Raw genomic sequence first — 26,363 nt, forward strand, 5'->3', positions numbered from 1 at the left:
TCAGAAGATGAAGTCGCTCGCGTCGAGGTCAGCAAGCTGCACGCCATTCAACTGGATGGAGTTGCCGCCACCGGTGTTGATGACCACGTTGTTGCCGATCTGGGCCGAGGCGTTCATCACCTGGGTCAGGTTGTTCATCGTGCCAAGACCGCTGAAATCGATCCGTTCGCCGGCGTTGAACTCGTCGAAATCACCGATGGTGTCATTGCCGTGACCCGCCTCGAAGACAAAGGTATCCGCGTTGAAGAACCCGAACAAAAGGTCATTGCCCGCGCCGCCGTTCAGCGTATCAAAACCACTGTCGGCATAGATCGTGTCGTTGCCGTTGCCCGACAGGATCAGGTCGTTGCCGGTGCCGCCGAAGAACCGGTCGTTGCCGTCGCCGCCATAGATGGTGTCGTTGCCCTGCTGGCCAAAGTGGCCATCAGGCCCATCGCCGCCGTTCAGCACATCGTCCCCGGTGCCGCCAAACAGACGGTCAAACCCGGCACCGCCAAACAGCGTGTCGTTCCCGGCATCGCCGTACAGGTTGTCCGCCTGGTTGCCGCCGTCCAGCACGTCATCGCCATCGCCACCGCGCAGCAGGTCAAACCCGCCTTCGCCCCGCAGCGTATCGTTGCCCGCACCGCCGTCCAGCAGCTCGGTGGATGTGCCGATGTTCAGACCGCCAAGCAGCAGGTCATTCCCGTCACCGCCAAAGAGGTAATCATTGGTATTGCCGCCCTGCAGCGTATCATTGCCCGCTTCACCGAACAGCTGGTCAAAGCCGTCGGAGCCAATGATCAGGTCGTTGCCCGCGCCACCATAGAGTGAATCGGCACCGTTACCGCCATCGACCGTGTCATCGCCCGCACCGCCGTGCATGGTGTCAAAGCCGCCATCACCGAACAGCGCATCGTTACCGTCACCGCCATCTGCCAAATCGTTGCCAATCCCGGCGCGAATGACGTCATTCCCGGCTACCCCGTTCAACATATCGTTGCCGGTGCCGCCTTCGAGGGTGTCGTTGCCATTGCCACCGGCCAGCGTGTCATTGCCCTGAAAACTCTCGATCCGGACACCGCCATCGGCACCGATGATGTTGTCGCCATTGCGCGTCCCGCGGATATGTTCGATCCCGGTGAAGGTCGTGTTCAGGGCAACCCCGTTCGCGAAACCGCTGGCCGTCCCGTTCTGCATGTCGACAAACAGGCTGGTGACATTCGCACCGCTGTCGAACCGCAGCCGGTCGAAACCGCCACCCCCGTTGATGTTGTCATTCCCGGCAAGCCCGATAAAGCTTTCGTTGCCGTTGCTGCCGGTCATGGTGTCATTGAGGTGGGTGCCGCGGATTTCCCACACAGAACCGTTCCCGGAAATCGTTTCCGTGTTGCCAAAGCCATCGTTGGCAATGACACCGGTGGCCAGGTTCACATTCACGCCATTTTGCACGGAGTTGGAGCGGAAATCGATGCGCACATTGCCGGAACTCGGGTTGATCACATAGTTGTCCACGCCGTCGAGACCGCGCAGAGACATCCATCCGCCATTTGCCACGGTCACGTTGAACGTGTCGTTATGGTTCGACCCGGTCAGCAGGAAACCGTCGGAGAACATCGCACCCGCAACATCCAGAATGGTTGTCGTGCCGTTCGCGCCCTTGTTGATCGTCCCGGTATTGGTGTTGCCATTGATGGTTGCAGTGATCCCCGCATTCAGATCACGGTGGTCGATCTCAACAAACCCGACCTGGATATCGCCCAGGTTGACAGTGTCGTTGCCTGCTCCGGTAAGGATATAATCGAAATCGGTGTTGTCGCCGGGGTTGATGGAATCATTGCCATTGCCGCCGCGGATCTCGTCAGATCCGTCGCCGCCCAGCAGGGTGTCGTTTCCGTCACCGCCGACAAGCGTATCGTTGAAATCGGATCCTGTTGCCGTCACCGGCACGGTCACGCCGTCGAGGTAACCCTCGATTGCACCGGTGGATGCACTGGCGTCCACATTGATCGGCTGAAGGTTCAGCAGGTTGTTGAACGGCCCCTCGTTGTCATTGATCAGCAGTTCTTCCATGGCGTTGATGAACGCCGCAAGAGTCCAGTTGGCATTGCTGAAGGACGCGACCAGGTCACCGTTCTGATCACGGATTTCAAGTGTGTTGAGGACTCCGGTCAGCGTCACTTCAGGATTGGAGAAACCGCTGCCGGTGATCGAGGTTGTCCACCCGGTAATCGGGTTCACCACGTTGATTTCTGTTGAAGACCAGTTTTGCAGGTCAACATCAAATTCGTCGTCAATCGGATCGTAAAAAGCCAGTTCGAAGAGATCGTCTATCGATTGGAAAAACTGTATATTCAGCATGAATTCTTATCCTCACATTATGCATAACTCATTGGTATTGTTTCGCTTCGAGGATTTCTAGGAAAAATTGCCCTCAATTTCACGAAATATCGGAAAGAAGTTCTACTTGTAATTGAACGTCCGATGTCAAAAAACTGTCGAGGGTCAGGCTAGGCTGATATCAACGCAGCGCCAGCGCCCCGCGCATCGGCGCGGCGTCACTTGTGACAGCGTCCGGCGAGGCCCGTTTCAGGACGACGCCTGCTTGTCCTCTTCCGCGCGCGGTTCGTCGCCTTCGACAATCAGGTCAACATCCTCGATGTCACTGCGTGTCGCGATCTTGCCTGCGCCATCGGCGCCTGCCTGATCATCCGCAGTGCCGACAATCAGCGGCAACATCTGGACACCGCCCGGCATCGCAACCTCGGACATGGGGGGTGTCTTCCAGGCCAGGGTGTCAAAGCTCTTGCAGTTCTCGCAGATGGGTTTCCAGCTGGCATGGATGTGCTGGCAATTGTCGCAGATCCACTGCGGCCCCCGCGACACCGTCAGCGCGCGTGCCAGCCATCCTTTGACAATGGTGTCCGAAGCCCCCTCACCCCGTTCTATCGCCGCCATCAGCGTGACCGAACGTGCAGTCGGGTCTTCTTCGGCAAGCTTGCCCAGCGCGCGGCGCGCGGCGGGAAAATCTTCGTTCGCGATGTGCAGTTCCGATTGCAGCATCTTGGTCTCCGGATGCCCCGGCTGAGACTTGGTCAGCGCGGCGAACCTCTTGATGCGCGCCGCCGGTTTTTCATCCGGTTCAATGGCGGCAAACGCCGCGGCAAGATCGGGGTGCGGATGAACGCTCCAGGCCTTTGCCAGAACCCGCGCGGCATAGCGCGGCTTGTTCTGCGCAATATACCCCTGCGCCGCCATGACAGCCGCCGGGATCAGGTCGGGCGACAGGCGGTTGGCCTCGATCGCCTCTTCGCGCGCCTCGATGTCGTTGCCTTCTGCAAAGACCTCCCGTGCCTCTGACAACGCCAGCACGGCATCGCGGCGCTTGTGCACGTCACGGGGCAGCTGGCCGTTCTTCAGCTTCATGCTCAGCGTCTTGCGGGCGCCGGCCCAGTCTTCCTTCTCTGCCTGAAGCCGCAAGAGCACATCACCGGTTTCCTCATGTTTCGGTTTCAGTGCGAATGCCTTTTCAGCCAGTTGAAGGGCCGTTTCCGTGTCACCCTCTGCCAGCTTCTGCTTCATGATCCCGCGCACCCCGACAAACCGGGTTGCCTCATCGGCCACCAGCTTGCGATAGGTTTCCTCGGCCTTGTGGCGGTCGCCTGCCAGTTCCGCCGCCTGCGCGGTCAGAAGATTGGTCAGCGCCGGGCGGTTCAGGTATTTGTCGGCCTTCGCGGCTTTCGACATCGCCACCTTGCCTTCACCACTGGCCAGCGCCATCAACCCTTCGGAAAGCGCCTCGAACCCCTTGCGTTCGCGATTCCGGTCGAAATAGCGGGTCAGCGCAGTCTCATCCCCGTTGAGGAAATGCCAGACAGCCAGCAGCAGGGCCAGGATCTTGAGCAGCACCCAGACCGCAAGCAGCAGGACAATCACCGCGATGACGGATTGCAGCGGTCCGAAACTGTATTCCGTTCCCAGCAAGGTCAGCTGTACGCCACCCTGGCTTTCCAACAGAAACCCGGCGCCCCAGGCCAGGGCCCCCACGACGGCAACGAACAAGACGATCTTAATCAATGACCACAGCATAATCGGGGTCTCCTCAGTTTGCCGTCAGGCTTTGTGACAGGTCATTGACCGCAGCCTCGACTGCGGCGCGGCGGCGCGCGTCGGAAATCCAGTCAGACATGGCAGACTGTGCCTCCTCGGGCAGGGTACCGATTTCTTCCAGCGCGACGGACAGGCGGCCATCCCGCACCGCAGCTTCTGCACGGGACAGAACCGCATCGGGGTCGGTCCCTTCACGCGGTTCAACCGACCGCGCGCCAAGCTGCCGCCGCAGGAAGCCGGTCACACCGCCGGTGTCCTGGGCATCAAACCCGCCTGCCCGTGCTGCAGCCAATGCGCTGCGGGCCGCATCGGGAAACCGGCTTTGCAGGTTGTTCAGCGTGACGACCCCGTCAGCCGCACCATCGACCAGCGCTTGCGGCAAGTCATTCACGCCCGCCTCCTTGAGCGCGTCCAGAGCCCCGTCATAGGCTGATCCCGTGCCGATCGCAGCTGTCAGTTTGCTCACGCCTGCCTGAACAGCAGCGGCGCGCGCGGATGCGGCTGTCGCCTCTTCGATGCTCTGCGCATTCTTGAGCAATCCCTCGATCTCGGACCGCTGTTTTTCCAGGGCGGCCTGCATCTGCGCCAGCTCGGCGGAATAGGCAGAAGTATCACCACCGCCGCCATCGCCGGATGACGCAACCGGGCGCGCCTCAAGTGCCGCAATCCGGCTCTCGAAGGATTGCACATTTTCCGACAACCCGGCGATTTCCTGTTCCAGACCACTCAGGTCCACCTGGGGCGGCGCTGCATCTTTCAGGGCCGCAATCTCGGCTGACTGCTTTTCAAGCTCGCTGCGCAGATCACCACCCTGGCTGCGCAATCCAAGAAGGTTCGCCTCTGACGCGGCAAACCCCAGGGCCGCCGCAACCACACCACCCAGCACAAGCGGCAGGAAAATGCTGCCGGACTTCTTTTCCGCTGTCACAGGCGACGGCGGCGGCGGTGTCGATCCGGCACCGGTTGTTGTCGAAATCACATCGCGGGTCGGCTGGAACGCCGACCTGTTGTCCTTGGCCGCTGCGGCCTTGCCGGTCTCAGAGGTCTTTGAATCGTTACCCGGTGCCGATGGTTTGTCCTCAGCGGTATCTTGCGCCGTCACCGCAGGGCTGCTTTCCGCAGCCTTTACCGCGCTCTTTTCCGCCGGAGTCTCGTCCTTTGCGGCCGGTTTCGCTGCGGCACTCTTCTTTGCCGCCGCGCTGGCGCTGGATGTCGGCGTATCGGCTGTCTTGTCAGTGGTGCCAGCGGTCTCGGCGATCACGGGCTTCTTTGCAGAAGTCTTCGGCGCGGTCTTTCTGGCAGTGGCGGGCTTGGCAGCCTCATCTTTGGAGGTTTCCGCCGCCGGACCTTTTGTTGTGCCTGTCTTTTTACCGCTCGCCACTCTGCCCCACCTTTCCGATTCTGATCATACCGACCAGCTAGACCTGCCAACCTTATCCGGCAACCGCGACCAGCTTCAAGCCAAGCGGCAATCAGCCAACAGCTTTTCCACACTACGCCGCATTTCCAGGCCAGTTGGCTGCTGCGCGACCTGGATTGAAGCACAAGCGCCCTCAGGCAACACCGCAGCTACGGCCGGACTGATCACAACCGCATGGACCTGCGCCAGATTACCGGCCTGTTCGACAAAATGTGATGCGCTGCGCGGAGAAAACAAGGGAGCGATCACAGGGGCGGTTCCGGCCATCGCGGATTGCGCCTCATCGCTCAATGGCAGCAGCTTCTGGTCATAGACCGTCGCGCAAGTTGCCGTAACACCACGGCTGCGCAATGCCGACACGATATCCATTCGCAGATGCCGACCGGCAAGATGCATCACTGGCCCTTCGATCAGCGCCATATCCAGGTCAGCCAGCAATTCCCCGGCAGTTGCGCTGACCTGTTTGACTTTCCAACCCCGCTTCTCTGCGGCGGCCTGCGTCCTCTCACCAACGCAGAACGCCGCCCTGCCCTGCCCCAAAGGCGCAAATCCGACAGCATTGGCAGAGGTGAAAATCACGCCCCGGACCCCGGACAGATCCGGCTGCACCCCGGTGCCCAGGATCTCTAGCAAGGGCGATACGATCAGCCGCGCCTTTGCCGCGATCTCCGGCCTCAGGCTGTCAAAAAAACAAAAAGAGCTTTCCTTTGGTCGGGTCAGCAACAGGATCGGCTTGGTCATGATCTTGTCCGGCCATTGTTTGAGGAATGAACCAGTGTTACCTGCCCTGAAACAGCCCTGCAACGGAAAGCCCATGCAGCAATCACAGACGATCCTCGGACTGGAAAGCAGTTGCGACGACACCGCCGCCGCAATCGTGCGGATTGGCGAGGACGGGGCGCAGGTCCTGTCTTCCGTCGTTCTGGGCCAGGCAGAGCTTCATGCCGCCTATGGCGGTGTTGTCCCGGAAATCGCGGCGCGTGCCCATGCCGAAAAGCTGGATATCTGCGTGGAACAGGCTCTGACACAGGCGAATATGACGCTTTCGCAGATCGACGGCATCGCCGTCACGGCAGGTCCGGGGCTCATCGGGGGGGTGGTCTCCGGCGTGATGTGCGCAAAGGGGCTGGCCGCCGCGACGGGCAAGCCGCTTTACGGGGTGAACCATCTGGCGGGCCATGCGCTGACCCCCCGGCTGACAGACGGCGTCGCCTATCCCTATCTCATGCTGCTGGTCTCGGGCGGGCATTGCCAGTTCCTGCTGGTCTCCGGCCCGGATCATTTCAACCGCCTTGGCGGAACAATCGACGACGCGCCCGGCGAAGCATTTGACAAGATCGCCCGCCTGATCGGCCTGCCGCAACCCGGCGGCCCCGCGATAGAGGAAACCGCGCGCTCAGGTGACAGGAACCGCTTTGCCTTTCCCCGCCCGCTGCTGGACCGGCCCGGGTGCGACATGTCTTTTTCGGGCCTCAAGACGGCAGTGCTTCGGACGCGTGACAGCCTTCTGGCACAGCAGTCCGGCCTGACCCGGCAGGATCAGGCCGATCTGGCGGCAGGCTTTCAGGCAGCCGTGGTTGATGTCCTGTCCGAAAAAAGCCGCCGTGCGCTGGAAGCTTACACCGCCGATGGCGAACGCAGCTTTTGCGTTGCCGGGGGCGTGGCGGCAAATCAGGCAATACGCGCCGCGTTAGAGACTGTTTCGAGCCGCTTCAACGCCACTTTCGTGGCACCGCCGCTTGCGCTGTGCACCGACAACGCGGCGATGATCGCATTTGCGGCAGCGGAACAGGCGGGGACACGCCCGCCCGACGACATGACCCTGTCCGCACGGCCCCGCTGGCCATTGGACCGGGTTCAGGCACCCATGTTGGGCAGCGGCAAAAAAGGAGCCAAGGCATGAGAATCTCGGTTCTGGGCGCGGGTGCATTTGGAACCGCCCTGGCGATTTCACTTGCCAACAAGGGCCCCGTGACCCTCTGGGCGCGCGAAGCGGGCGATATGCAGACCTCCCGGCAGAATGCGGCCCGCCTGCCGGATTGCCGCTTTCCCCCGTCCCTGAAGGTCACCGGCGACCTGCAGGAGGCGGCGCAGGCCCCGATCCTGCTGATTGCCGTACCGATGCAGAAACTGCGCGACATGCTGCGTGAACATGCAGCACTTTTGACGGGCAAACAACTGGTGGCCTGCTGCAAGGGGATGGAGATCGGCACCGGCCTTGGCCCGGTTTCCATCATCGCTCAGGAAGTTCCCCAGGCGACAGCGGCAATCCTGACCGGGCCCAGCTTTGCCAGCGACATTGCCCGTGGCCTGCCAACGGCGCTGACCCTTGGTTGCGCCGACGACACAACGGCAAAGGCGCTGCAAAAGGCGCTGACGACCGATAATCTGCGGCTTTACCGTACAACCGACACCATCGGTGCGGAACTGGGCGGCGCGCTGAAGAATGTGATCGCCATCGCCTGTGGTGCCGCCATGGGGGCCGGTCTGGGCGAAAGCGCCCGCGCCGCGCTGCTGACCCGTGGCTTTGCCGAGATGAAGCGCCTGGCGCGGCATCTCGATGCGCAGCCCGATACGCTTGCCGGCCTCTCCGGCTTTGGCGATCTGGTCCTGACCTGCACCTCCGCCCAGTCCCGCAATTACCGGCTGGGACAATCCATCGGCGAGGGGCGTCCGTTTGACCAGACCATCACGGTGGAAGGGGCGGCAACCGCGCGCGCGGTCCACGCTCTTGCGCAGGACTCCGGGCTGGACCTGCCGATCACAGCCGTGGTTGCGGCGCTGATCGAGAACAGGCAAAATGTCTCCAGCGCCATGGCAATCCTGTTGGCGCGGCCCTTGAAGGAAGAATAGAATGTTTGTTGTTCTCATGGCAAAGGACAAGCCAGGCGCGTTGAATATTCGCACCGAAAACCGTCCCGCTCACCTGGAATATCTGAAATCCACCGACCTGGTCGCCCAGGCAGGCCCCCTGCTTGACGATGATGGCGGGATGATCGGATCACTGATCGTACTGGACGTGCCGGACATGGCCGCCGCCCGCGACTGGGCCGCAAATGATCCCTATGCGAAGGCCGGGCTTTTCGCAGAGGTCACGCTGACCCACTGGAACCGGGTCATTGGCTGATGGGCTACTGGCTTTTCAAGTCCGAACCCAACACCTGGGGCTGGGACGATCAGGTGGCCAAGGGCGCAGCGGGCGAAGAATGGGACGGCGTGCGCAACTACCAGGCCCGCAATTTCATGCGCGAGATGAAGGTCGGTGACCTCGGATTTTTCTATCATTCGATGAAGGAAAAATCGGTGGTGGGCATTGTCGAGGTGATCCGGCAGGCACACCCCGACAGCACCACCGACGATGCGCGCTGGGAATGCGTGGATATCAAGGCGGTCCGCCCGTTTGAACAAAAAGTCTCGCTGGATCAGATCAAGGCGGACGACCGGCTGGCCGATATGGTATTGGTAAAGAATTCGCGCCTGTCGGTTCAGCCCGTGACAGAAGATCAGTGGCACATCATCTGCACGCTTGGCCAGACGCAACCCTGAACCCTGCAGACGCTGACACAACAGCAAGGTGAGAAGGAGATCGGTATGGGATATCTGGCTGTGATTATCGCGGCTGCGGCTGGCTTCGGCTTTGGCGCGGTCTGGTACATGTTGCTGGCGAAACCCTGGATGGCCGCCGTGGGCATCAAGGTCGGGCCAAATGGCAAACCGGAAGGCGACGGATCTTCCCTGCCCTTCATTCTCTCCGGTGTCGCGATGTTGCTGGTGGCGGGCATGATGCGCCATGTCTTCGCGCTCTCCGGTATCGACACAGCGATGGAAGGTCTGGTCTCCGGTCTGGGCATCGGGCTGTTCTTCATCAGCCCCTGGATCATGATCAACAATGCATATCCCGGGCGCCCCTTCCGGCTGACCCTGATCGACAGCGGCTATGCGACCTTTGGCTGTGCGATTATCGGTCTGGTGCTGACCCTGTTCTGAAAAACAACAAAAAGGGCTCTGACACCAATGCCAGAACCCTTTTCACCCCGTGCGCTCCCTTTACCCCGGCACACGTATAGAAATCTGTTCTGGCCATCCTGGCCGATGAGTTGACACTACACGAAGTTGTGGATCCGATCAACGAAATGATCCCGTCAATCACCTCCAAAAACGAAACGCCCGCTTAACCAAGCGGGCGTCAAACTATTGGTAATACTAAAAAATCATCCGTAAACGGCTTCTTTCCCAAAGTGCTTGGTCAGCATGTAATAGACCACTGCACGGTACTTGTTCCGCTCCGATTTTCCATAGGTCTCGATGACGGAATGAATGGCTTCCATCAGGTTCGGACCATCCGGCAGGCCCAGCTTTTTCATCAGGAAGTTTGTCTTGACCAGCTCCAGCTCGCTTTCCTGGCCGGCTGCGACGGTCTGGGCATCGGCGTTGTAAATGGCCGGGCCACAACCAATTGTCACCTTGGTCAACAAATCCATGTCGGGCGTCATGCCACATTTGGTCTTCAGATCTTCTGCGTATTTCGCAATCCACTCGTCACGTTTGCCCATTTGATATCTCCCACCTTGGACTTCAGTAATCCAGCCATTCCTGACCTTGGGTCGGACCCTACCCATATATTGAAAGTCGACAAAGGGAAAATTCCAGGTTCATTCCCCGCATGCAAGAAGGGGGCACCAGCCGGCGCCCCCCGTTTCCCTGTAAATCGTATTCGCCGTCGTTCAGATTGACTGGTCGTCCGAAAGCGTCGTGACCGCGTTCAGATCCACTTCCGGCATCAGCTTCAGTTCCTCCTGCGTGGTGCCTGACAGCTGCAATGTACCGTCGGCACCCTGCGTCAGCTGCTCAAGTGGAACGGCAACGTCATGGCGACCAATGCCCAGAAAACCGCCCATGCCGATCACAACTTCGGTCTCGCCACCGTTTTCGATGACATGGTTGACCGTCCCGACGTCTTCGCCATTCGCTTCGATCACGCGCTGGCCCACGACATCGGCGACCGTCATGCCAGAGAAACCGTCAACCATTTCGGTTTCGGCTGTCGCTCCGGCATCGGCATTCGCAGTGCCGGTCTGTGTCTCTGCCGTCGCTTCGGCATTGACCTCGGCTTCGGTCTGCTCTGCAGCGGACTGCGCCGTATCCGTCGCGGCGTCATAGGTTTCCTCGGCCGTTTCCGCCACCGCCGCGCTGGTGTCTTCAACCGCGTTACCGACTTCGTTTGCGGTGTTTTTCAAGGCGTCACCGGTACCTTCCAGCGCCTTGTCGATCGTGCTCGTCGCTTCTGTATCGGCAGTTACATTTGCCTGGGCATCGGCATTCAGATCGGTCTGCGCCCAGGCAGCGGCGGCAGAGGTGATCGCAATGGCGGCAACGGTGGATTTCAATGTGAGGCGTTTCATAAGGTTCTCCTGCAGTTTGGAACACGTTCAATCAGCCAACCGCTGCGCGGACTGCTTGGTTCCGGCCGGAAAAACCCGACGGCGGAAGCGCGCCTGAATGAGGGAAAACCGGCAAGAAAACGCCGCCCGGCAATCTGCGGGGCGGCGCTGAAAAATCTGTCGCTCAGATCGGGTGATCAGTAGCGGTAATGTTCCGGCTTGAACGGCCCATCGGGAGAGACACCGATATAGGCGGCTTGCTCCGGGTTCAGCTTGCTCAGCTTGACGCCGATCCGGTCCAGATGCAGGCGCGCGACCTTCTCGTCCAGATGCTTGGGCAGGATGTAGACGCCGGGCTGGTATTCGTCGCCCTTTGTCCAAAGCTCGATCTGCGCCAGAACCTGGTTGGTAAAGGAAGCGGACATCACGAACGAAGGGTGACCCGTGGCGTTGCCAAGGTTCAGCAGACGGCCTTCGGACAGCAGGATCAGACGATTGCCATTCGGCATCTCGATCATGTCCACCTGTTCCTTGATGTTGGTCCACTTGTGGTTCTTCAGGGCAGCGACCTGGATCTCGTTGTCGAAGTGGCCGATGTTACCGACGATGGCCATGTCCTTCATCTCGCGCATGTGCTCGATGCGGATCACGTCCTTGTTGCCGGTTGTGGTGATAAAGATGTCAGCCGTGGCCACGACATCTTCCAGCGTGGTGACCTCAAAACCGTCCATCGCCGCCTGAAGGGCGCAGATCGGATCGACTTCGGTCACTTTCACCCTTGCGCCGGCACCTGCCAGCGACGCCGCCGAACCCTTGCCAACATCGCCGTACCCCATGACCACGGCAACCTTGCCCGCCATCATGGTGTCCGTGGCGCGACGGATACCGTCAACCAGCGATTCCTTGCAGCCGTATTTGTTGTCGAACTTCGATTTGGTCACAGAGTCGTTCACGTTGATCGCGGGGAACGGCAGCTGACCTTTCTTGTGCAGATCATAGAGGCGGTGAACACCTGTTGTGGTCTCCTCGGATACACCTTTGATCTGGTCACGCACCTTGGTGAACCAGCCCGGGCTTTCCTTCATCCGCTTGGCGATCTGCTTCTTGATGACTTCCTCTTCCTCGGACTGCGGCACCGGAATGATCTCTTCGCCCGCTTCGGCGCGCGCGCCCAGCAGTACGTAAAGCGTCGCATCGCCACCATCGTCCAGGATCATGTTCGGGCCGTCTTCGAACAGGAAGGATTTGTCGAGGTAATCCCAATGCTCCTCAAGGCTTTGCCCCTTGATCGCAAAGACCGGTGTGCCACCTGCGGCGATGGCCGCAGCGGCGTGATCCTGGGTGGAGAAGATGTTGCACGATGCCCAGCGCACATCGGCGCCAAGGGCAACCAGCGTTTCGATCAGAACAGCGGTCTGGATCGTCATGTGCAACGAACCGACGATACGCGCGCCCTTCAGCGGCTTGCTTTCGCCAAACTCTTCGCGGGATGCCATCAGGCCGGGCATCTCTGTCTCGGCGATATCCAATTCCTTGCGCCCGTAGGCCGCAAGATTAATGTCTTTAACGATATAGTCGTTGGCCATGAAACACCTCTAAAACCTTGTTTAGAGGGGCGAGTAGCATCATTTCATGCGGTTCTCAACAGGCTTCGATCCCGCGGCTCAGTCGGCAAGCTGCGCCAGTTTTTCAGGCGTATCGCCACCGGCCATCCAGTTTTCGCCCTGCGCGAGGACACAGGCGTTTCCATCCGCCAGAAGCCTGACCATGGTCCAGGTGCCGGAGCGATCCGATGCCCACATCTGCTCACCCTCCGGCGAGGGCTCGGCGACAGGGGTTTCGCCGTACCAGTCCACAAGCGACGCTTTCATTTCATCGGCGGGCATGCAAACCTCCTGCCCGCTGACCTCCTGCGCAGTGGCAGCTGTCACCGAAAGCCCCAGAACCAGAGCCATTGAAAGTGTCGAAATAACGGGTTTCATGATCGTCTCCTTCGCGGTTAGAACGGCGTGGCGGACAGAAAGTTCCAACATGGTCAACTGGATGGAGACAACCCGATGGCACAACAGCCCCGCGCATGGCAGCGGATGCTTTCCGGACGCAGGCTTGATCTGCTGGACCCGACCCCGATGGACGTGGAGATCGAGGACATCGCCCATGGGCTTGCATTCGTGGCCCGCTGGAACGGCCAGACCCAGGGTGATCACGCCTATTCCGTTGCCGAACATTCGCTTCTGGTGGAAACCCTTTTTTGCAGGCTGAACCCAAAGGCCCCCGCCAAATGGCGGCTGGCGGCGCTGCTGCATGATGCGCCGGAATATGTGATCGGGGATATGATTTCCCCGGTGAAGGCGGCTGTCGGACCCGGCTATGGCGCGCTGGACGACCGCCTGACCGGCGCGATCCACATTCGTTTCGGGCTGCCCGCGACCCTGCCGGTTGCGGTCAAGAAACAGATCAAGAAAGCGGACAAGATCAGCGCCTATATGGAAGCCACGCAAATTGCCGGTTTCTCGGCCACCGAGGCGAAAAAGTTCTTTGGACAGCCCGACCCCTCGGTCACCGAAGGGCTGGATATCGTCCTGCGCACCGCCGTCGAAACCCGGCTTGCCTTCAAGGCGCGCCATGCCGCATTGCTGGAGCAGATGTCATGATCAGGGTACGTCCGCCGCTCACACTCGATACCGCCGATATGGCGCGGCTGCTGAACCAGATCATTGCCGCCGGCGGGACAACGGCAATTGCGCGGCCCGTGACGGCACAGGACATCGCGGCATGGATCGCCTTCGACCCGCCGCGCAGCGCATGGCATGTCGCTGTCGACGCGGAGGAGCGGATCGTCGGCTTTTAATGGATCGAGCCCGAGGCCTCATTGCCACCGGAAGCCGCCAATATCGCGACCTTTGTCCAGATCGGCCAGACCGGTCTGGGCATCGGTTCGGCCCTGTTCGAGGCGACCCGGACAGCAGCCAGGGCAATGGGCTACCTCTGGATCAACGCGAACATCCGCGCCGACAACGAAGGCGGCTTGATCTACTATCAAAGCCGGGGGTTTCAGGATTACGGCGTCATCGAAGGCTACCGGATGGCGGACGGTCAGATCGTCGACAAAAGGCTCAAGCGCTACGACCTCTGACCTGGAAAGGTGCACCCGTCGGTGTATGGGCTGTGAACAGGTTGTGTAGGGATGTCACAGCCCGGTTTTCAACGTGGTGACAGTGCAGCCCGTCAGCCCCGACCCATACGGAACCGGCGCAGGGCGGGCAGGATCGCACCCATATCGCAGGATCGGCCCTCGCCGAAGGCAAAGTATGTATCGCGGAACAGAGCCGTCAGGCGCTCGTAGGCCGCGACATGGCTGGCGCGGGGGGTGAAAACGCGCAGCGGCGGGGCCATGCGCTCCTGCGCCTCGGCAATCGTCTCGAAATCCCCTGCGATCATGGCGGCAAAGATGCAGGCACCGACCCCGACCGGAGAGCGTTCGGGCACATGCACCGGGCGGCCCAGCACATCGGCATAGACCTGGTTCAGCACGTCGTTCTTCTGCGGGATGCCGCCTGCGTTGATGATCCGGTCAAAGCGTGCCCCGCCCGCCTGCATCCGCTCGATGATCAGGCCGACATGCATCGCCATGCCTTCGATCGCGGCATGCATTTCATCCGCTGCCCTATGGTGCAGGTCCCAGCCCAGCGTGACGCCGCCAAGGTCCGGCCGCACCAGCACGGTGCGGTCGCCATTGTCCCACGGCACGCGCAGCAGGCCCGTTGCGCAGGGCCCGTAACCCATCAGCCCTTCGCATAATGTGGCCACGTCGCTGCCCGCGCGCCGGGCGATGGCGTCAAAGACGTCACCGGTCGCGGATTGCCCCGCCTCGATCCCCATGAAGCCGGGCACAACGCTGCCCGGCACCATGCCGCAGATGCCGGGCACGGGGCGCGCATCGGCGTCGGCAATTGCAATGATACAGGTCGACGTGCCCACGACATTGACCACATCGCCCGGCGCACAACGTGTACCAATGGCGTCCCAATGGGCGTCGAAGGCACCGAAGGGCAGCGGAATGCCCGCCCGCATGCCGGTGCGTTCAGCCCAGTCCGGCGACAGCACCCCGGCCTGTTGCAGCGAATGGCCCCAGCGCCCGGTGATCTTGTCGTTGATGCCCGCCAGCGCCGGGTCGATGCGGGTCAGAAATTCCTGCGGCGGCAACCCGCCCCAGGCCTCGCCCCACATCCACTTGTGCCCCATGGCGCAGACAGAACGGGGCATCTCCGCCGGATCGGTGATGCCGCAGAGGGTGGCGGCGATCATGTCGCAATTCTCGGCCGCCGTCGCCAGCGGCGCACCGGGGTTGTGGCGCAGGAAATGCAGCAGCTTGGCATAGCCCCATTCGGTCGAATAGACCCCGCCGCACCACTCCAGCGCCTCGATCCCCTCGTCGCGGGCGCGCTGGGTGATCTCGGCCGCCTCGCCATGGGCGGTGTGGTCGCACCAGAGGTAATAGTCGGCCAGCGGCTGCAACCTTTCATCCAGCGGAATGACAGAGGAGCCGGTGGTATCGGCAGCAAAGGCGGCGATGTCATGGCCGTCGATCCCCGCCTCGGCCACCGCGTCGCGGATCGCGGTGCAAAGCGCCTGCATCTGGTCGTCATGGCTTTGCCGTGCCACATGCGGGTCCGCCTCCGAACGGTGCAGCGGATAAGGCGCCACCGCCGAGCCGAGCACGGCGCCGCTGTCGGTGTCCATCAGGGTGACGCGGGTGGAAAGCGTGCCGAAATCGGCACCGGCGACGATGCTCATGCGGTCCTCACTGGCCGTAGGTGGCGTTGGCACCATGCTTGCGCAGGAAATGGCGGTCAAGCAGGGCGTCCGAGATGGCGGGCGGACGGGCATTCAGCACCGCGCCATGCCAGGCCATCTTGGCAACCTCTTCCAGGATGATGGCGTTCAGCACCGCCTCGGCCGGGTCGCGGCCCCAGACAAAGGGGCCATGCCCGGCCACCAGCGCCGCCGGAATCGCCAGCGGGTCGCCCTCGCCCACGGTTTCGGCGATGACCTCGCCGGTGGCGGCGACATAGCGGGTTCTGATCTCTTCCGCGGTCAGGTCGCGTGTCACCGGGATGGTGCCACGGAAGTAATCCGCATGGGTCGTGCCCAGCGGCGGGATCGGGCGGCGGGCCTGTGCCATGATGGTGGCAAAGGTCGAATGGGTATGCACGATGCCGCCGATCTGCGGAAAGGCGCGGTAGAGCGCGACATGGGTGTCAAGGTCGGACGAGGGCCGGAACCGGTTGTCCAGCGGCGCACCGTCGAGGTCAGTCAGCACCATGTGATCGGCGGTCATGTCAGTATAGGGCACGCCCGAGGGCTTGATGACAATCTGCCCGGTCGTGCGGTCGATGCCACTGGCATTGCCGAAGGTCACCTTGACCAACCCGTGGCGGACGGTGTCGAGGTTGGCCTCCAGCACAGCGGATTTGAGGGTGTCGAGCGGCATGAGCAGTCCTTTGGCAGTCAGTTCGGTGGGGGGCGCCCCGCCGCAGCGGAGCGCCCGGAAACGGATCAGCGCGGGTCGGTCCAGCCCTTGTAATCGGCCAGGTTGTCGGCGGTGATCAGCTGTGGCTCAAGCAGGACGGTGTCCTTGTCCGGGGTGTTGCCCATGAAGACGTCATAGCCCATCTGCAGCGCCTGACCGGCCATGACATAGGGATCCTGCGAGGCCGAAGCCTTGATCAGCGAGCCCTCCTTGGCCAGTTCGTCCTCGACCACCGGGGCGCCGTCGACGCCGGTGATGATGAACTCGGACCGGCCCAGCTGCTTGGCGGCAAGTGCCGCGCCCACGGCGGTCGGGTCGTTGATGGCAAAGACGCCGTCGATCTTGTCAAAGCGGGTCAGCAGCCCCTGCATCACGTCCAGCCCGCCATCGCGCGAGGCCTGGCCGTTCTGGTCATCCGACAGCACGTTGATGCCTTCATTGGCTTCGAAAACCTCCTGGCAGCCCGCCACCCGGTCGATGATCGAAGAGCTTTGCGGGCCGTTGATGATGATCACGTCACCCGAGCCGCCGAGGGCATCGACGATGTACTGGCAGGCCTTGCGCCCGGCATCCACGTTGTCGGTCATCACCGTCACATCAGATCCGGGGGCCGAAACGTCAAAGGCGGCAACCACGATGCCTGCGTTCTGCGCCCGCTTGACGGCGGGAGCGATGGCGGCGGCATCCACCGCGTTCAGCATGATGATGTCGACGCCCGAAGCGATGAAGTTGTCGATCTGGCTGACCTGTTTGTTCAGGTCGTAATCGGCCGAGACCGAGGTGACGGCGACATCGGGGTTGATCTCCCTGGCGCGGTCCTCGATCCCCTTGATGGTGGCAACAAAGAACGGGTTGCCCAGCAGGCCGACCGAGATGCCGATGCTTTCCAGTTTCTTGTCCTGGGCCGCAGCCCCGGTGGCCAGCAGCGCGGCAGCGGCAGCGGATGTAACGAAGGTCTTCAGAATACGCATGTTATCCTCCCATGGTTTTATGCGTTGTCGTTGGTCTTTGGTCCGTAGTGATGAATGGTCGGCCTTTCGCGATCATGTGCGCGCCCCGCCCTTGAGCCTGTAGCGGTCCAGCGTCACGGCGGCGATGATGACCAGGCCCTTGATGATGAACTGCCAGATGTCTGAAACCCCGGTCAGGATCAGCCCGTTGGACAGCACCGCAATGATCAGCGCGCCGATCAGCGTGCCCCAGATGCTGCCGACCCCGCCCACAAAGGAGGTTCCGCCCAGGATCACCGCGGCGATGGCATCAAGCTCATAGGCCTGACCCAGTTGCAGCCCGTTGGCCGCATAGAGCCGCGCGGCGGACATCACGCCGCCAAGCCCCGCCAGAAGGCCCGACATGCCATAGGCAAAGAGCAGCACCAGCCCGACCTTGATGCCTGCCAGCCGCGCCGCCTCGTGGTTGCCGCCGGTGGCGTAGATCCAGGTGCCCAGCACCGTGCGGCGCAGGATCAGCCAGGAGATGAACACCGTCAGCAGCGCCACGATGGCCAGCCAGGGCACGCCCAGCAGGGTGCCGTTGCCGATGAAATCGAAGGGCAGATCGGCGTTGAACACGGTGGTGTCGTCGCCCATCAGCCGGGCCACGCCGCGCACCGCCGTCAACGCCCCGAGCGTGACGATAAAGGGCGGCAGGCCGAGGAATGCGATCAATGCGCCATTGGCAAGGCCGAAGGCCAGCCCAACCGCCAGCCCTGCGGGAATGCCGATCATGCCCCATCCCGGCACCAGCGACAGCGACACCGCCGCCATCGCCGAGGCCGCGAGGATCGAGCCCACCGACAGGTCGATCCCGCCGGTCAGGATCACAAAGGTCATGCCCGCCGCCAGCACGATGTTGATCGACGCCTGCTGGGTGACGATGGAAATGTTGTTCACCGACAGGAACTTGCCGGTCATCAGCTCGAAGCCGATCGCCAGCAGGATCAGCACCGGCAGCATGCCCAGCGCCCGGATCGTGGTTTTCAGCCGTTCCGCATTGGCAGCGGCGCTGCCTGTCTGTGCCGTATCGCTCATCTGTTGTCCTCCAACGCGGGCCATCAGGCCGCGGCCCCTGTCGACAGGGTCATGATTTCTTCCTGTTTCACCGGTTTTCCGGGCGCGGCGCGCACCTCTCCGGCAATTTCGCCGTCGCGCATGACCAGCACCCGGTCGGCGACCCCGATGATTTCGGGCAGTTCGGACGAGATCATCACCACCGCCATGCCCTCCCGCGCGAGGCGGTCGATCAGGCGGTAGATTTCGGATTTCGCGCCCACGTCCACGCCGCGTGTCGGCTCATCCAGAATGACCACGGCTGGCTGCGCCTCAAGCAGACGGGCCAGCAGCACCTTTTGCTGGTTGCCCCCAGACAGCGCGCCGGTGTTCAACCGGGCCGATGGCGTCTTGATCCCCAGCTCGCGGATTGCCCTGGCGGCCCGTTCGGCCTGGGCGCGGAAATTCAGGAAACCGCCGCGATGGGCGTCGCGCTCATGCACGCAGGTCGAGATGTTCTGCGCGATGGTCATATCCAGGAACAGGCCCAGCGCCTTTCGGTCCTCGGTCAGATAGACGATGCCGTGGCGCAAAGCCTCGCGCGGGCTGCGCGGCGTGACCTCGCGTCCGTTCAGCGTGACGGTGCCCGCAGTGGCCGGATCGGCACCATAGATCAGCCGCGCCAGTTCGGTCCGGCCTGACCCGACGAGACCGGAAAGCCCCAGTACCTCGCCCTCGTGCACGTCGAACGAACAATCCCTGACCAGTCGGCCATCCGACATGCCCTCGACCCGCAGTACAACGTGACGCGCGTCGTCATGGGCGACGTGATCCTTGGTGTAAAAGGTCGACAGGTCGCGCCCGACCATCATCGACACCAGCTTTTGCGCGCTCAGCTCTGCCTTGTCGAGCGTGCCGACATAGGCACCGTCGCGCAGCACCGAACAGCGGTCGGCCAGGCGATAGATCTCATCCATGCGGTGGCTGATATAGATGATGGCAATGCCCTGTGCCGTCAGCCCCTCGATGACAGAAAACAGCCGATCCGTCTCGCGGCTGGACAGCGAGGTGGTGGGTTCGTCCATCACGATGATGCGCGCATCCGAGGCGACGGCGCGGGCGATCTCGACCAGTTGTCTTTCGCCCAGAGACAGGCTGCCGACCCGGGTGGCGGGGGTAAAGTCGATCCCCAGCCGGTCCAGCACCGGCTGGGTGCGGGCGGCCATGCTGGACCGGCTGACAAAGCCTGCCCGGGACGGCTCGCGCCCCAGAAAGACGTTTTCGGCCACGCTGAGGTTGGGCGACAGCGCCAGTTCCTGGTAGATCACCGCGATGCCCAGGGCGCGGGCCAGTTTCGGATCGCCGGTGGGGATCGGCTGGCCATCGACCAGGATCTCGCCGCCCGGATCGGCGACATAGGCGCCCGACAACACCTTCATCAGCGTGGATTTCCCGGCACCGTTCTCGCCCATCAGGGCGTGAACCTCGCCCGGATAGGCGGTCAGCGACACGCCGGACAGCGCCTTGACCGGCCCGAAGGTCTTGGAGATGTCGCGCATTTCCAGAAGCGGTGTCATGCGGCCCCCGTGCGGGTTTCGGCCACGGTAAAGGTCACGCCCTGGTCCTCCAGCATCGCCGCGTCCCGGTCGCTGAGCCCGTCGTCGGTGATCAGCCGGGTGACGCGGGCGAAGGGCAGGGCCAGCTTGGGAGGGCGTTCGCGAAACTTGCGGCTGTCGACCAGCACCACGATCTCGTTGGACAGGTCGCACATGTCATTGATGAAGCGCACCAGCAGCGGGTGGCTTTCCAGCAACCCGTCCGGGCTGACACCCAGGCTGCCGACAAAGAACTGCGAGGCGTAGAATTCGTAGCTGCCGCGCGCGGGATCATAAAGAATGCCCGGTTCGCGGTGCAGATCGCCGCCGCCCACCGTCAGCTGGCAGGTGCCGTGTTCAGAGAGATAGCCCGCCAGCGGCATGGAATTGGTAAAGACGCGCACATTCCGGTTGGCGATATGCTGGCCAAAGCGAAAGCAGGTCGACCCGCCATGCACGATGATCAGGCTGCCGTCGCGCACCAGCTTGCCGGCCTCATGGGCGATGGCGGTCTTGGCTTCGACGGCAATGTCGCGGTTTTCGATAAAGGGCAAAGACACCGCGCGGGGGCGCGGCGTCCCGTCCAGTGCGGCGATACCGCCATGCACCTTTTGCGCCACGCCGGCCTCGTGCAGCTTGTCGATGTCACGCCGGATGGTGGCGGCCGAGACATTGAACATCAGCTGCAATTCCTTGGCCGAGGCAAAGGCGCGTTCGGTCAAAAGTTGTGTAATCGTTTCGTGACGCTGAGATTCGCTCATGCATCGGCCTCCCCTGGGTTTGCTACGACTTCAAACGCTCATAATGCAATAAAAAACTCACCAATGATGACGAAATTGCATTACGCCTCTATGCTACGCGCAAACAAGCCACTGTTATATAAGTGATATTTATAAACGAGCGAAATGGCTCACCGTGAAGCATTCCCGTCACGTCCGGCGGTCAGGCGTGCGTCCTGGGCGCGCAATGACATGCTGTCTGATCGGCGCCATGAGACCGGTTGCGCAGCAAAAGGAAAGGGCTGCCTGTCCGGCGGCCCCCAAGGTCGGCATTTTCAGCCGGGGACGGCGCAATGCCCTCCAGCCCTAGACAAAATACAATGTCAGTGCCGGGAAGAGCACGAGCAGGGCCAACCGCACGAGGTCGGCACCCCAGAACGGGACAACCCCCTTGAAGATCGTGGACAACGGGATATCCGGTGCGATTGATTTGATGGCGAAGACATTGATCCCCAGCGGGGGCGTGATCATGCCTGTCTCAACCACAATCACCAGGATGACTCCGAACCAGATCGGATCATAGCCCAGCCCGACGATGATCGGGAAGATGACCGGAACGGTCAAAAGCACCATCCCGATACTGTCAAGAAAGCAACCAAGGATCAGATAGATCAGCAAGATCACCAGCAGGATCAGGAAGGGGGATGCGTTGAACGACAGAATGTAATCGGCAATCGTGATATTGGCCCGCGTCAACACGAAGAAGTTGATCAACAGGAAGGCGCCGAAAATGATCAATGCGATCATTCCCGTGGTCTTGATCGACGAATACAGAGCGTCAACAACCTGCCGCAGGCTGAGCGAACGGCGCAGCACGCCGATGCATAGCGCAAAGATCACGCCGAAACCTGCCGCTTCTGTTGGTGTGAAAATACCAAGGTAAAGCCCTCCGATAATCAGCGCGAACAGAACGAACATGCTGGAAATCTGCGGCAAGGCGGCCAGTTTCTCGCGAAAGCTTGTGGGCGTGCCCACGCCGGCAGATTTCGGCCAGACCCGCACGATGATTGCAATCGTCAACGCGTAGATGACGATTTGCATGAAACCCGGAATGACCGCGGCAACAAACAGATCTGTAATCGAGGTTTCGGTCAGGACGCCATAAATCACCAGAATGATCGACGGCGGGATCAGAACACCGATGGTGCCGCCCGCAGCAACACAGCCGGTTGCAAGGGAGTCGCTGTAGTTGTGCTTTTTCATTTCCGGCAGCGACACCTGCCCCAGCGCAGTGGCCGTCGCCAGTGACGATCCGGACACGGCTGCAAAGCAGCCACATGCCAGGATGGTGGCCATCGCCAACGCCCCTTTCAGGCCGCCAAACAGACGGGCGCATCCCTGATAGAGGTCAGCCGACATGCCCGCCTTTGTGGCCAGGTTCCCCATCAGGATGAACAAGGGAATGATGCAAAGTTCATAGTTGAACCCCACTTCCATCGACACCTCGCCAACCATGAAGAAGGCAGTGCCGGTGCCGTACAACATCGCGATGCCCGTAAAGGCAGACAGAGCCATCGCCGCCCCGATGGGCACGCTTAGCGCCATCATGGCCAACAGCAGGGTGACGACCAGGAAGGTTGCCTCGATCTCAGTCATAATGCGACTTCTCCCAGCTGGCGTCGGTCTGGACGGCCCTTGTCAGCACTTGCACCGCTACGATGCAGGCAACCAGAACAGTGCCCAGCGCGATGCCCGCCAGAATGTACAGGGGCAGATCAAGGATCGGGGTCAGGTCACCCGTCTCATGCAGGGACAGCATCCGCTCGTACATGCCCCAGGTCGCGCCCAGGACAACCAGAAGAACAGCCAGGTCGCCTGCCTTTGCCACGGCCCAGCGCAGATGTCCGCGCGACTTGTTCAAGAGGAAATCCAGCCGGATATGGTCCCGGGAATGCGTCGCTTGGGCAAGTGCACCAAACATGACGACAGCCATGAAACCCTCGATCAGTTCCACTGTTCCGGGCAGAGGCGCGGAAAAGACATATCTGCCCACCACATCAAGAAAGATCAGCACCGCCAGCCCCGCCAGAACCACCGCCGCAAATGCAACGGTGATCCGACGGGCCCAGTTGCCCAGCTCGTTCAGGATGGTCATTGACCGGATCCTGTCGCGGCAAGTTTGGCAAGGATGCCATCGGCATCAACGCCTTTTTCCGTGGCAATCTCCTTCCAGGCATCGAACACCGTGGAGGCCCGCGATTCCAGTTCCGCCATCATCTCGGGGCTGGCCAGTGACACCTCGTGACCCGGATCTTCGGACAGCGCGGTATAGGTCACCTCTGCCGCCTGATCCCAGTGGCGTCCGATTTCCGCAGCCAGATCAGGGCCCGAGTTGGCATCAATGACTGCCTTCAGATCGTCGGGCAGAGAATTGTAGAACTCTTTGTTCAGCGCAAAGAAGAAGGTGATCGTGTACAACCCGTTTGGCACTTCCAGATGATAGGGAAGGATTTCCTCAAGCCGGTAGGACTGAATGGCATCGAACGGAAACAGGATGCCGTCGGCTACGCCGCGCGCCAGTGCCTCATGCGCCTTGCTTGCGGGCATCACAACAGCCGTGGCCCCCAGCGCTTCGGCCCATTCGACGCCAGAACCCAGCGTGCGGATCTTCTGGCCTTTCAGATCGTCCAGCGACGCCACCTTGACCTTGGTGTGCAGTGCACCGGGCGCATGCACATGCAGGGCAAGCAGCTTGGTATCTGTGAATTCCTTGTCGGCGAAATTCTCCTGCCAGATTTCGGTGATCTTGCGGCTGCCTTCCTCACCACTGGCTGACAGGAACGGCAATTCGATCACCTGGCTCAGGTCGAAACGTCCCGGTGTCCATGCCAGCGCACCCCAGCCGGCCTGCACCACGCCCTGACGGATCAGGTCGTACTGGCCTGCGGGCTTGCCGATGATGGCCTTGTCGACGGACACTTCGATGCGGCCGTCGGACTCTGTCTCGATCTTTTCCGCCCAGGCATTGAGAGCATTCACAACAGCATGGTTTGAATTGGGGTTCCAGTTGCCGACACGGATGTTGTATTCGGCCGCCTGGCTCAGGGTCGCGGCAAGGCTCAGCGCGGCAAAGGTTGCAGCACCAGCAAATATCTTGGTGGTCATGGTTTCTCCTCCCATAAGTGGTGATATTTTTGATTTTTTACGCTTCCCGGCAGCCCGTTATAAAAGCTTCAGGAACTCTTCAGACCGGCTCACTGTGCTGAACAGCGGCAGAATTTTTTCGCATTCGATACGATGCAGATCCATGTCGGGCGACGCACAACAATCTTCCAGAACCGTGACGAACAATCCTGAATCGTCGCCATGCCGCGCGGTGCTGTCGACAACCATATGCGTGTAGACACCGGCAAGAACGATCCGTTCCACCTTGTTGGCCTGCAGCCAGTTGAGCAGATTGGTGTTGTGAAACGGGTTCACGGCCCTTTTGGTCACCACCAGATCGCCCTCATTCGGAGCAAGCGCATCGGGAAAACCGGTGCCGAACTCACCAATGATCATGGCCCCCATGTCTTTCAGATGGGCAAGTCTCGATTGCTTGCTGATCGCGTCGAGGTATCCTTTTTCGAAGCCCACGTTCACAAACACAACCGGCAGGTTCCGCGCACGGAATGCATCCGCAACCGCCGCGGTTTTTTCCACCAGTTTGAGGTCCGCCACCATCTTGGCAAACCCGTTCTTCCCCACCTTTCCTTTCGGGTCGATGAGTTCATTTTGCATGTCGAGGATCAACAATGCAGATTTCATGGACAGCTCCTCCCGCTCTCAGTGTATTTCGCCGGCTCGGCGCCCGGACCGCGCGGCGCAAAACCTGACCTCCCGGCAGACGTCACGCGATCACGGATTGTCGGCGCTTTTTGATTGGTCAAAGCGCTTCCCCGCGAACGCCCAAGTCTCCAACTGCGCGCAGCCTGCGGCATATCCCCCTCAATACGCCCACTTCCGCATTCAACCGCAAAACATTCAGTAATATTGTATGCACTTTGGGTACATACATATATGTAACATTGCGGAGCTGACAGGACTCTTAAGTTATGGCTGGACTAACTTTTCATAGCGGCAGGACAGGAGGAATTGCCAAATTGTATGCCCCAGGCCCCTGGCGAAGGGGGTGAAACGGTTTCGCTGAGGCTGATCTTTTGGTGCAGCGTTCCACGGGTCATCGCTGCCGACAAGCTGCGCCGCGACACCGGGCCCATCGATCATCCCGCACCCGGTTGATCATCGGGCGCAGAAGGTCCCGAACAGCGACCTAAGGCGCGAAATCCCGCGTTCAGATAAGTTGGCAGTGCCGTGTCACAGCCCGCTATTCAGCGCGGTGACCGCTTGGCCAGGATTCTCTGCAACGTCCGGCGGTGCATGTTCAACCGCCGCGCCGTCTCGGAGACATTGCGATCGCAAAGCTCGTAAACCCGCTGGATATGCTCCCAGCGCACGCGATCCGCGCTCATCGGATTTTCCGGCGGCGGGGGCATGTCGTCCCCCGTGGCCAGCAAGGCGTTGGTGATGTCATTGGCGTCAGCCGGCTTTGACAGATAGTCGGTTGCGCCGATCTTGACCGCTGCGACAGCTGTGGCAATCGCGCCATATCCGGTCAGCACCACAACCCGCGCATCCTGGCGGCGCTCGCGCAGTACTTCGACCACGTCCAGCCCGTTGCCGTCCTCCAGCCGCAGGTCGATCACCGCATAGGCTGGCGGTCTGGCCGTGGCAATTGCACAGCCGCCAGCCACGCTGTCCGCGGTCTCAACCTCGAACCCGCGTTTTTCCATCGCCTTGGCCAGCCGCCGCAGAAACGGTTCATCGTCGTCCACAAGAAGCAATGTCTTGTCCGGGCCGATATCGTGTTGGGGTTCAGTCATGAAGTCCGCCCTGCCTCTGCCATGCCGCTCAATATGACCCAAGTACGAACCGGGTCAAACTCTCAGCTATTGTCCACGAAACACTGCATCTTGTCAGCCAGTTCGTCAGGGGTCAATTCTCGGCGGAAGTAATCGACAAAACCGATCCCGGGCATGACAAAATAGCTGAAGGTCGAATGATCCACCAGGTATTCGCCATCTTCGGGGGGATGGGCCTTGTAATAGGTGCGGTAGGCCTGGCTTGCCTGCTTGACCTGCGCATCCGACCCGGTCAGGCCGATCATCCGGGGATGCATCGCTTCCGCGAATTCACCCACGACGTCCGGCGTGTCGCGTGCCGGGTCGATCGTGATGAACACCGGCGTCACCATCTTGCCGCGTTCTTCCAGGATTTCCACCGCCTGGGCATTCCTGTCGACATCCAGCGGGCAAACGTCCGGGCAGAAAGTATAGCCGAAATAGATCAGCGTGGGCTGCGTTATCACATCCGCGTCGGTCACCGTTTCACCCTGTGCATTGACCAGTTCAAACGGTCCGCCCAGATCACCCGCGACGGTTCCTGAGCGGCATTGGGAGAACTGATCGTCATCGGACACCCGCGTCGCGAGCCATAGAGTCGCGCCAAGAAACACCGCTGCAACGGCCAATGCGGAAAGGGCGATTATCCGGTTCATCTTGTTCTCCTGCGCCAATTGGGCACCTTGATCAGTATCGGG

General features: G+C 61.2%; 28 protein-coding genes. 8 read left to right on the forward strand and 20 right to left on the reverse strand.

Annotated features, from left to right (window positions below):
* The 4 genes from PVW51_RS02420 to PVW51_RS02435 all read right to left on the reverse strand — a co-directional run bounded on the left by PVW51_RS02420 (position 1) and on the right by PVW51_RS02435 (position 6,250).
* A complete protein-coding gene (locus PVW51_RS02420; RefSeq protein WP_274573460.1) occupies positions 1-2,340 on the reverse strand; it encodes a calcium-binding protein in 2,340 nt (779 codons plus the stop codon).
* 228 nt (positions 2,341-2,568) lie between these two features.
* On the reverse strand, positions 2,569-4,068 hold the full coding sequence (locus PVW51_RS02425; protein WP_274573461.1) for a heme biosynthesis protein HemY: 1,500 nt from the start codon (positions 4,066-4,068) through the stop codon (positions 2,569-2,571).
* A gap of 13 nt (positions 4,069-4,081) precedes the next feature.
* Positions 4,082-5,350: a COG4223 family protein gene (locus PVW51_RS02430; RefSeq protein ID WP_274573462.1), complete on the reverse strand. Its 1,269-nt coding sequence runs from the start codon at positions 5,348-5,350 to the stop codon at positions 4,082-4,084.
* 195 nt (positions 5,351-5,545) lie between these two features.
* A complete protein-coding gene (locus tag PVW51_RS02435; protein ID WP_274573463.1) occupies positions 5,546-6,250 on the reverse strand; it encodes a uroporphyrinogen-III synthase in 705 nt (234 codons plus the stop codon).
* A gap of 73 nt (positions 6,251-6,323) precedes the next feature.
* On the opposite strand from PVW51_RS02435, the gene tsaD reads away from it, so the two are divergent.
* The 5 genes from tsaD to PVW51_RS02460 are packed head-to-tail and all read left to right on the forward strand — an operon-like array spanning position 6,324 to position 9,496.
* Entirely contained in the window at positions 6,324-7,412 is a 1,089-nt protein-coding gene (gene tsaD / locus PVW51_RS02440; protein WP_274573464.1) for a tRNA (adenosine(37)-N6)-threonylcarbamoyltransferase complex transferase subunit TsaD, read from the forward strand.
* Positions 7,409-8,362 (forward strand): NAD(P)H-dependent glycerol-3-phosphate dehydrogenase, encoded by a 954-nt coding sequence (locus tag PVW51_RS02445; RefSeq protein ID WP_274573465.1) that lies wholly within the window; start codon positions 7,409-7,411, stop codon positions 8,360-8,362. Before tsaD ends, PVW51_RS02445 begins: the two co-directional genes overlap by 4 nt.
* A gap of 1 nt (position 8,363) precedes the next feature.
* Positions 8,364-8,636 (forward strand): YciI family protein, encoded by a 273-nt coding sequence (locus tag PVW51_RS02450; protein ID WP_269363134.1) that lies wholly within the window; start codon positions 8,364-8,366, stop codon positions 8,634-8,636.
* Positions 8,636-9,055: an EVE domain-containing protein gene (locus PVW51_RS02455; protein ID WP_274573467.1), complete on the forward strand. Its 420-nt coding sequence runs from the start codon at positions 8,636-8,638 to the stop codon at positions 9,053-9,055. Before PVW51_RS02450 ends, PVW51_RS02455 begins: the two co-directional genes overlap by 1 nt.
* Positions 9,056-9,100: 45 nt before the next feature.
* On the forward strand, positions 9,101-9,496 hold the full coding sequence (locus tag PVW51_RS02460) for a DUF1761 domain-containing protein (protein WP_114274078.1): 396 nt from the start codon (positions 9,101-9,103) through the stop codon (positions 9,494-9,496).
* Between the two features lie 224 nt (positions 9,497-9,720).
* Here PVW51_RS02460 and PVW51_RS02465 read toward each other — a convergent pair whose 3' ends face one another.
* The 4 genes from PVW51_RS02465 to PVW51_RS02480 all read right to left on the reverse strand — a co-directional run bounded on the left by PVW51_RS02465 (position 9,721) and on the right by PVW51_RS02480 (position 12,872).
* Positions 9,721-10,062, reverse strand: coding sequence for a DUF2853 family protein (locus PVW51_RS02465; protein WP_114274077.1), 342 nt, complete (start codon positions 10,060-10,062; stop codon positions 9,721-9,723).
* Between the two features lie 171 nt (positions 10,063-10,233).
* Positions 10,234-10,911 (reverse strand): PRC-barrel domain-containing protein, encoded by a 678-nt coding sequence (locus tag PVW51_RS02470; RefSeq protein ID WP_274573468.1) that lies wholly within the window; start codon positions 10,909-10,911, stop codon positions 10,234-10,236.
* Between the two features lie 176 nt (positions 10,912-11,087).
* A complete protein-coding gene (gene ahcY, locus PVW51_RS02475; protein ID WP_269363138.1) occupies positions 11,088-12,476 on the reverse strand; it encodes an adenosylhomocysteinase in 1,389 nt (462 codons plus the stop codon).
* Between the two features lie 78 nt (positions 12,477-12,554).
* Positions 12,555-12,872, reverse strand: a complete 318-nt coding sequence (locus PVW51_RS02480; RefSeq protein ID WP_274573469.1) for an S-adenosyl-L-homocysteine hydrolase — start codon at positions 12,870-12,872, stop codon at positions 12,555-12,557.
* Positions 12,873-12,947: 75 nt separating this feature from the next.
* Here PVW51_RS02480 and PVW51_RS02485 point away from each other — a divergent pair, with 75 nt between their 5' ends.
* From PVW51_RS02485 to PVW51_RS24265, 3 genes are read left to right on the forward strand one after another with little or no spacing between them, the layout of a single operon-like run.
* Entirely contained in the window at positions 12,948-13,544 is a 597-nt protein-coding gene (locus tag PVW51_RS02485) for an HD family hydrolase (RefSeq protein WP_269363140.1), read from the forward strand.
* The gene (locus tag PVW51_RS24260) at positions 13,541-13,741 is read left to right on the forward strand and encodes a GNAT family N-acetyltransferase (protein ID WP_338019732.1); all 201 of its coding nucleotides are present in this window, start codon (positions 13,541-13,543) and stop codon (positions 13,739-13,741) included. The genes PVW51_RS02485 and PVW51_RS24260 overlap by 4 nt, the downstream gene beginning before the upstream one ends.
* Before the next feature lie 21 nt (positions 13,742-13,762).
* The gene (locus PVW51_RS24265) at positions 13,763-14,026 is read left to right on the forward strand and encodes a GNAT family N-acetyltransferase (protein WP_338019733.1); all 264 of its coding nucleotides are present in this window, start codon (positions 13,763-13,765) and stop codon (positions 14,024-14,026) included.
* A 92-nt stretch (positions 14,027-14,118) separates the two neighbouring features.
* Here PVW51_RS24265 and PVW51_RS02495 read toward each other — a convergent pair whose 3' ends face one another.
* The 12 genes from PVW51_RS02495 to PVW51_RS02550 form a co-directional block, all read right to left on the reverse strand.
* A complete protein-coding gene (locus PVW51_RS02495; protein ID WP_274573470.1) occupies positions 14,119-15,687 on the reverse strand; it encodes a ribulokinase in 1,569 nt (522 codons plus the stop codon).
* A 7-nt stretch (positions 15,688-15,694) separates the two neighbouring features.
* Positions 15,695-16,384 (reverse strand): L-ribulose-5-phosphate 4-epimerase AraD, encoded by a 690-nt coding sequence (gene araD / locus PVW51_RS02500; protein WP_114274070.1) that lies wholly within the window; start codon positions 16,382-16,384, stop codon positions 15,695-15,697.
* Positions 16,385-16,449: 65 nt separating this feature from the next.
* On the reverse strand, positions 16,450-17,394 hold the full coding sequence (locus PVW51_RS02505) for an ABC transporter substrate-binding protein (protein ID WP_269363147.1): 945 nt from the start codon (positions 17,392-17,394) through the stop codon (positions 16,450-16,452).
* Positions 17,395-17,466: 72 nt separating this feature from the next.
* Positions 17,467-18,453: an ABC transporter permease subunit gene (locus tag PVW51_RS02510; RefSeq protein WP_114274068.1), complete on the reverse strand. Its 987-nt coding sequence runs from the start codon at positions 18,451-18,453 to the stop codon at positions 17,467-17,469.
* Positions 18,454-18,476: 23 nt separating this feature from the next.
* On the reverse strand, positions 18,477-19,988 hold the full coding sequence (locus tag PVW51_RS02515) for a sugar ABC transporter ATP-binding protein (RefSeq protein ID WP_269363148.1): 1,512 nt from the start codon (positions 19,986-19,988) through the stop codon (positions 18,477-18,479).
* Positions 19,985-20,767: a DeoR/GlpR family DNA-binding transcription regulator gene (locus PVW51_RS02520; protein ID WP_114274066.1), complete on the reverse strand. Its 783-nt coding sequence runs from the start codon at positions 20,765-20,767 to the stop codon at positions 19,985-19,987. Before PVW51_RS02520 ends, PVW51_RS02515 begins: the two co-directional genes overlap by 4 nt.
* Positions 20,768-21,091: 324 nt before the next feature.
* Positions 21,092-22,381, reverse strand: a complete 1,290-nt coding sequence (locus PVW51_RS02525; protein ID WP_274573472.1) for a TRAP transporter large permease — start codon at positions 22,379-22,381, stop codon at positions 21,092-21,094.
* A complete protein-coding gene (locus tag PVW51_RS02530; RefSeq protein WP_274573473.1) occupies positions 22,374-22,880 on the reverse strand; it encodes a TRAP transporter small permease in 507 nt (168 codons plus the stop codon). The genes PVW51_RS02525 and PVW51_RS02530 overlap by 8 nt, the downstream gene beginning before the upstream one ends.
* Positions 22,877-23,890 (reverse strand): TRAP transporter substrate-binding protein, encoded by a 1,014-nt coding sequence (locus PVW51_RS02535; RefSeq protein ID WP_274573474.1) that lies wholly within the window; start codon positions 23,888-23,890, stop codon positions 22,877-22,879. The genes PVW51_RS02530 and PVW51_RS02535 overlap by 4 nt, the downstream gene beginning before the upstream one ends.
* A 57-nt stretch (positions 23,891-23,947) precedes the next feature.
* Complete coding sequence (locus PVW51_RS02540; RefSeq protein WP_274573475.1) at positions 23,948-24,520, reverse strand: cysteine hydrolase family protein; 573 nt, start codon at positions 24,518-24,520, stop codon at positions 23,948-23,950.
* Between the two features lie 575 nt (positions 24,521-25,095).
* The gene (locus PVW51_RS02545) at positions 25,096-25,647 is read right to left on the reverse strand and encodes an ActR/PrrA/RegA family redox response regulator transcription factor (RefSeq protein ID WP_274573476.1); all 552 of its coding nucleotides are present in this window, start codon (positions 25,645-25,647) and stop codon (positions 25,096-25,098) included.
* Positions 25,648-25,709: 62 nt separating this feature from the next.
* Entirely contained in the window at positions 25,710-26,321 is a 612-nt protein-coding gene (locus PVW51_RS02550; RefSeq protein ID WP_274573477.1) for an SCO family protein, read from the reverse strand.
* Between the last annotated feature and the right edge of the window lie 42 nt (positions 26,322-26,363).

The sequence above is a fragment of the Sulfitobacter sp. PR48 genome, assembly GCF_028807335.1.
Classification (GTDB): Bacteria; Pseudomonadota; Alphaproteobacteria; order Rhodobacterales; family Rhodobacteraceae; genus Sulfitobacter.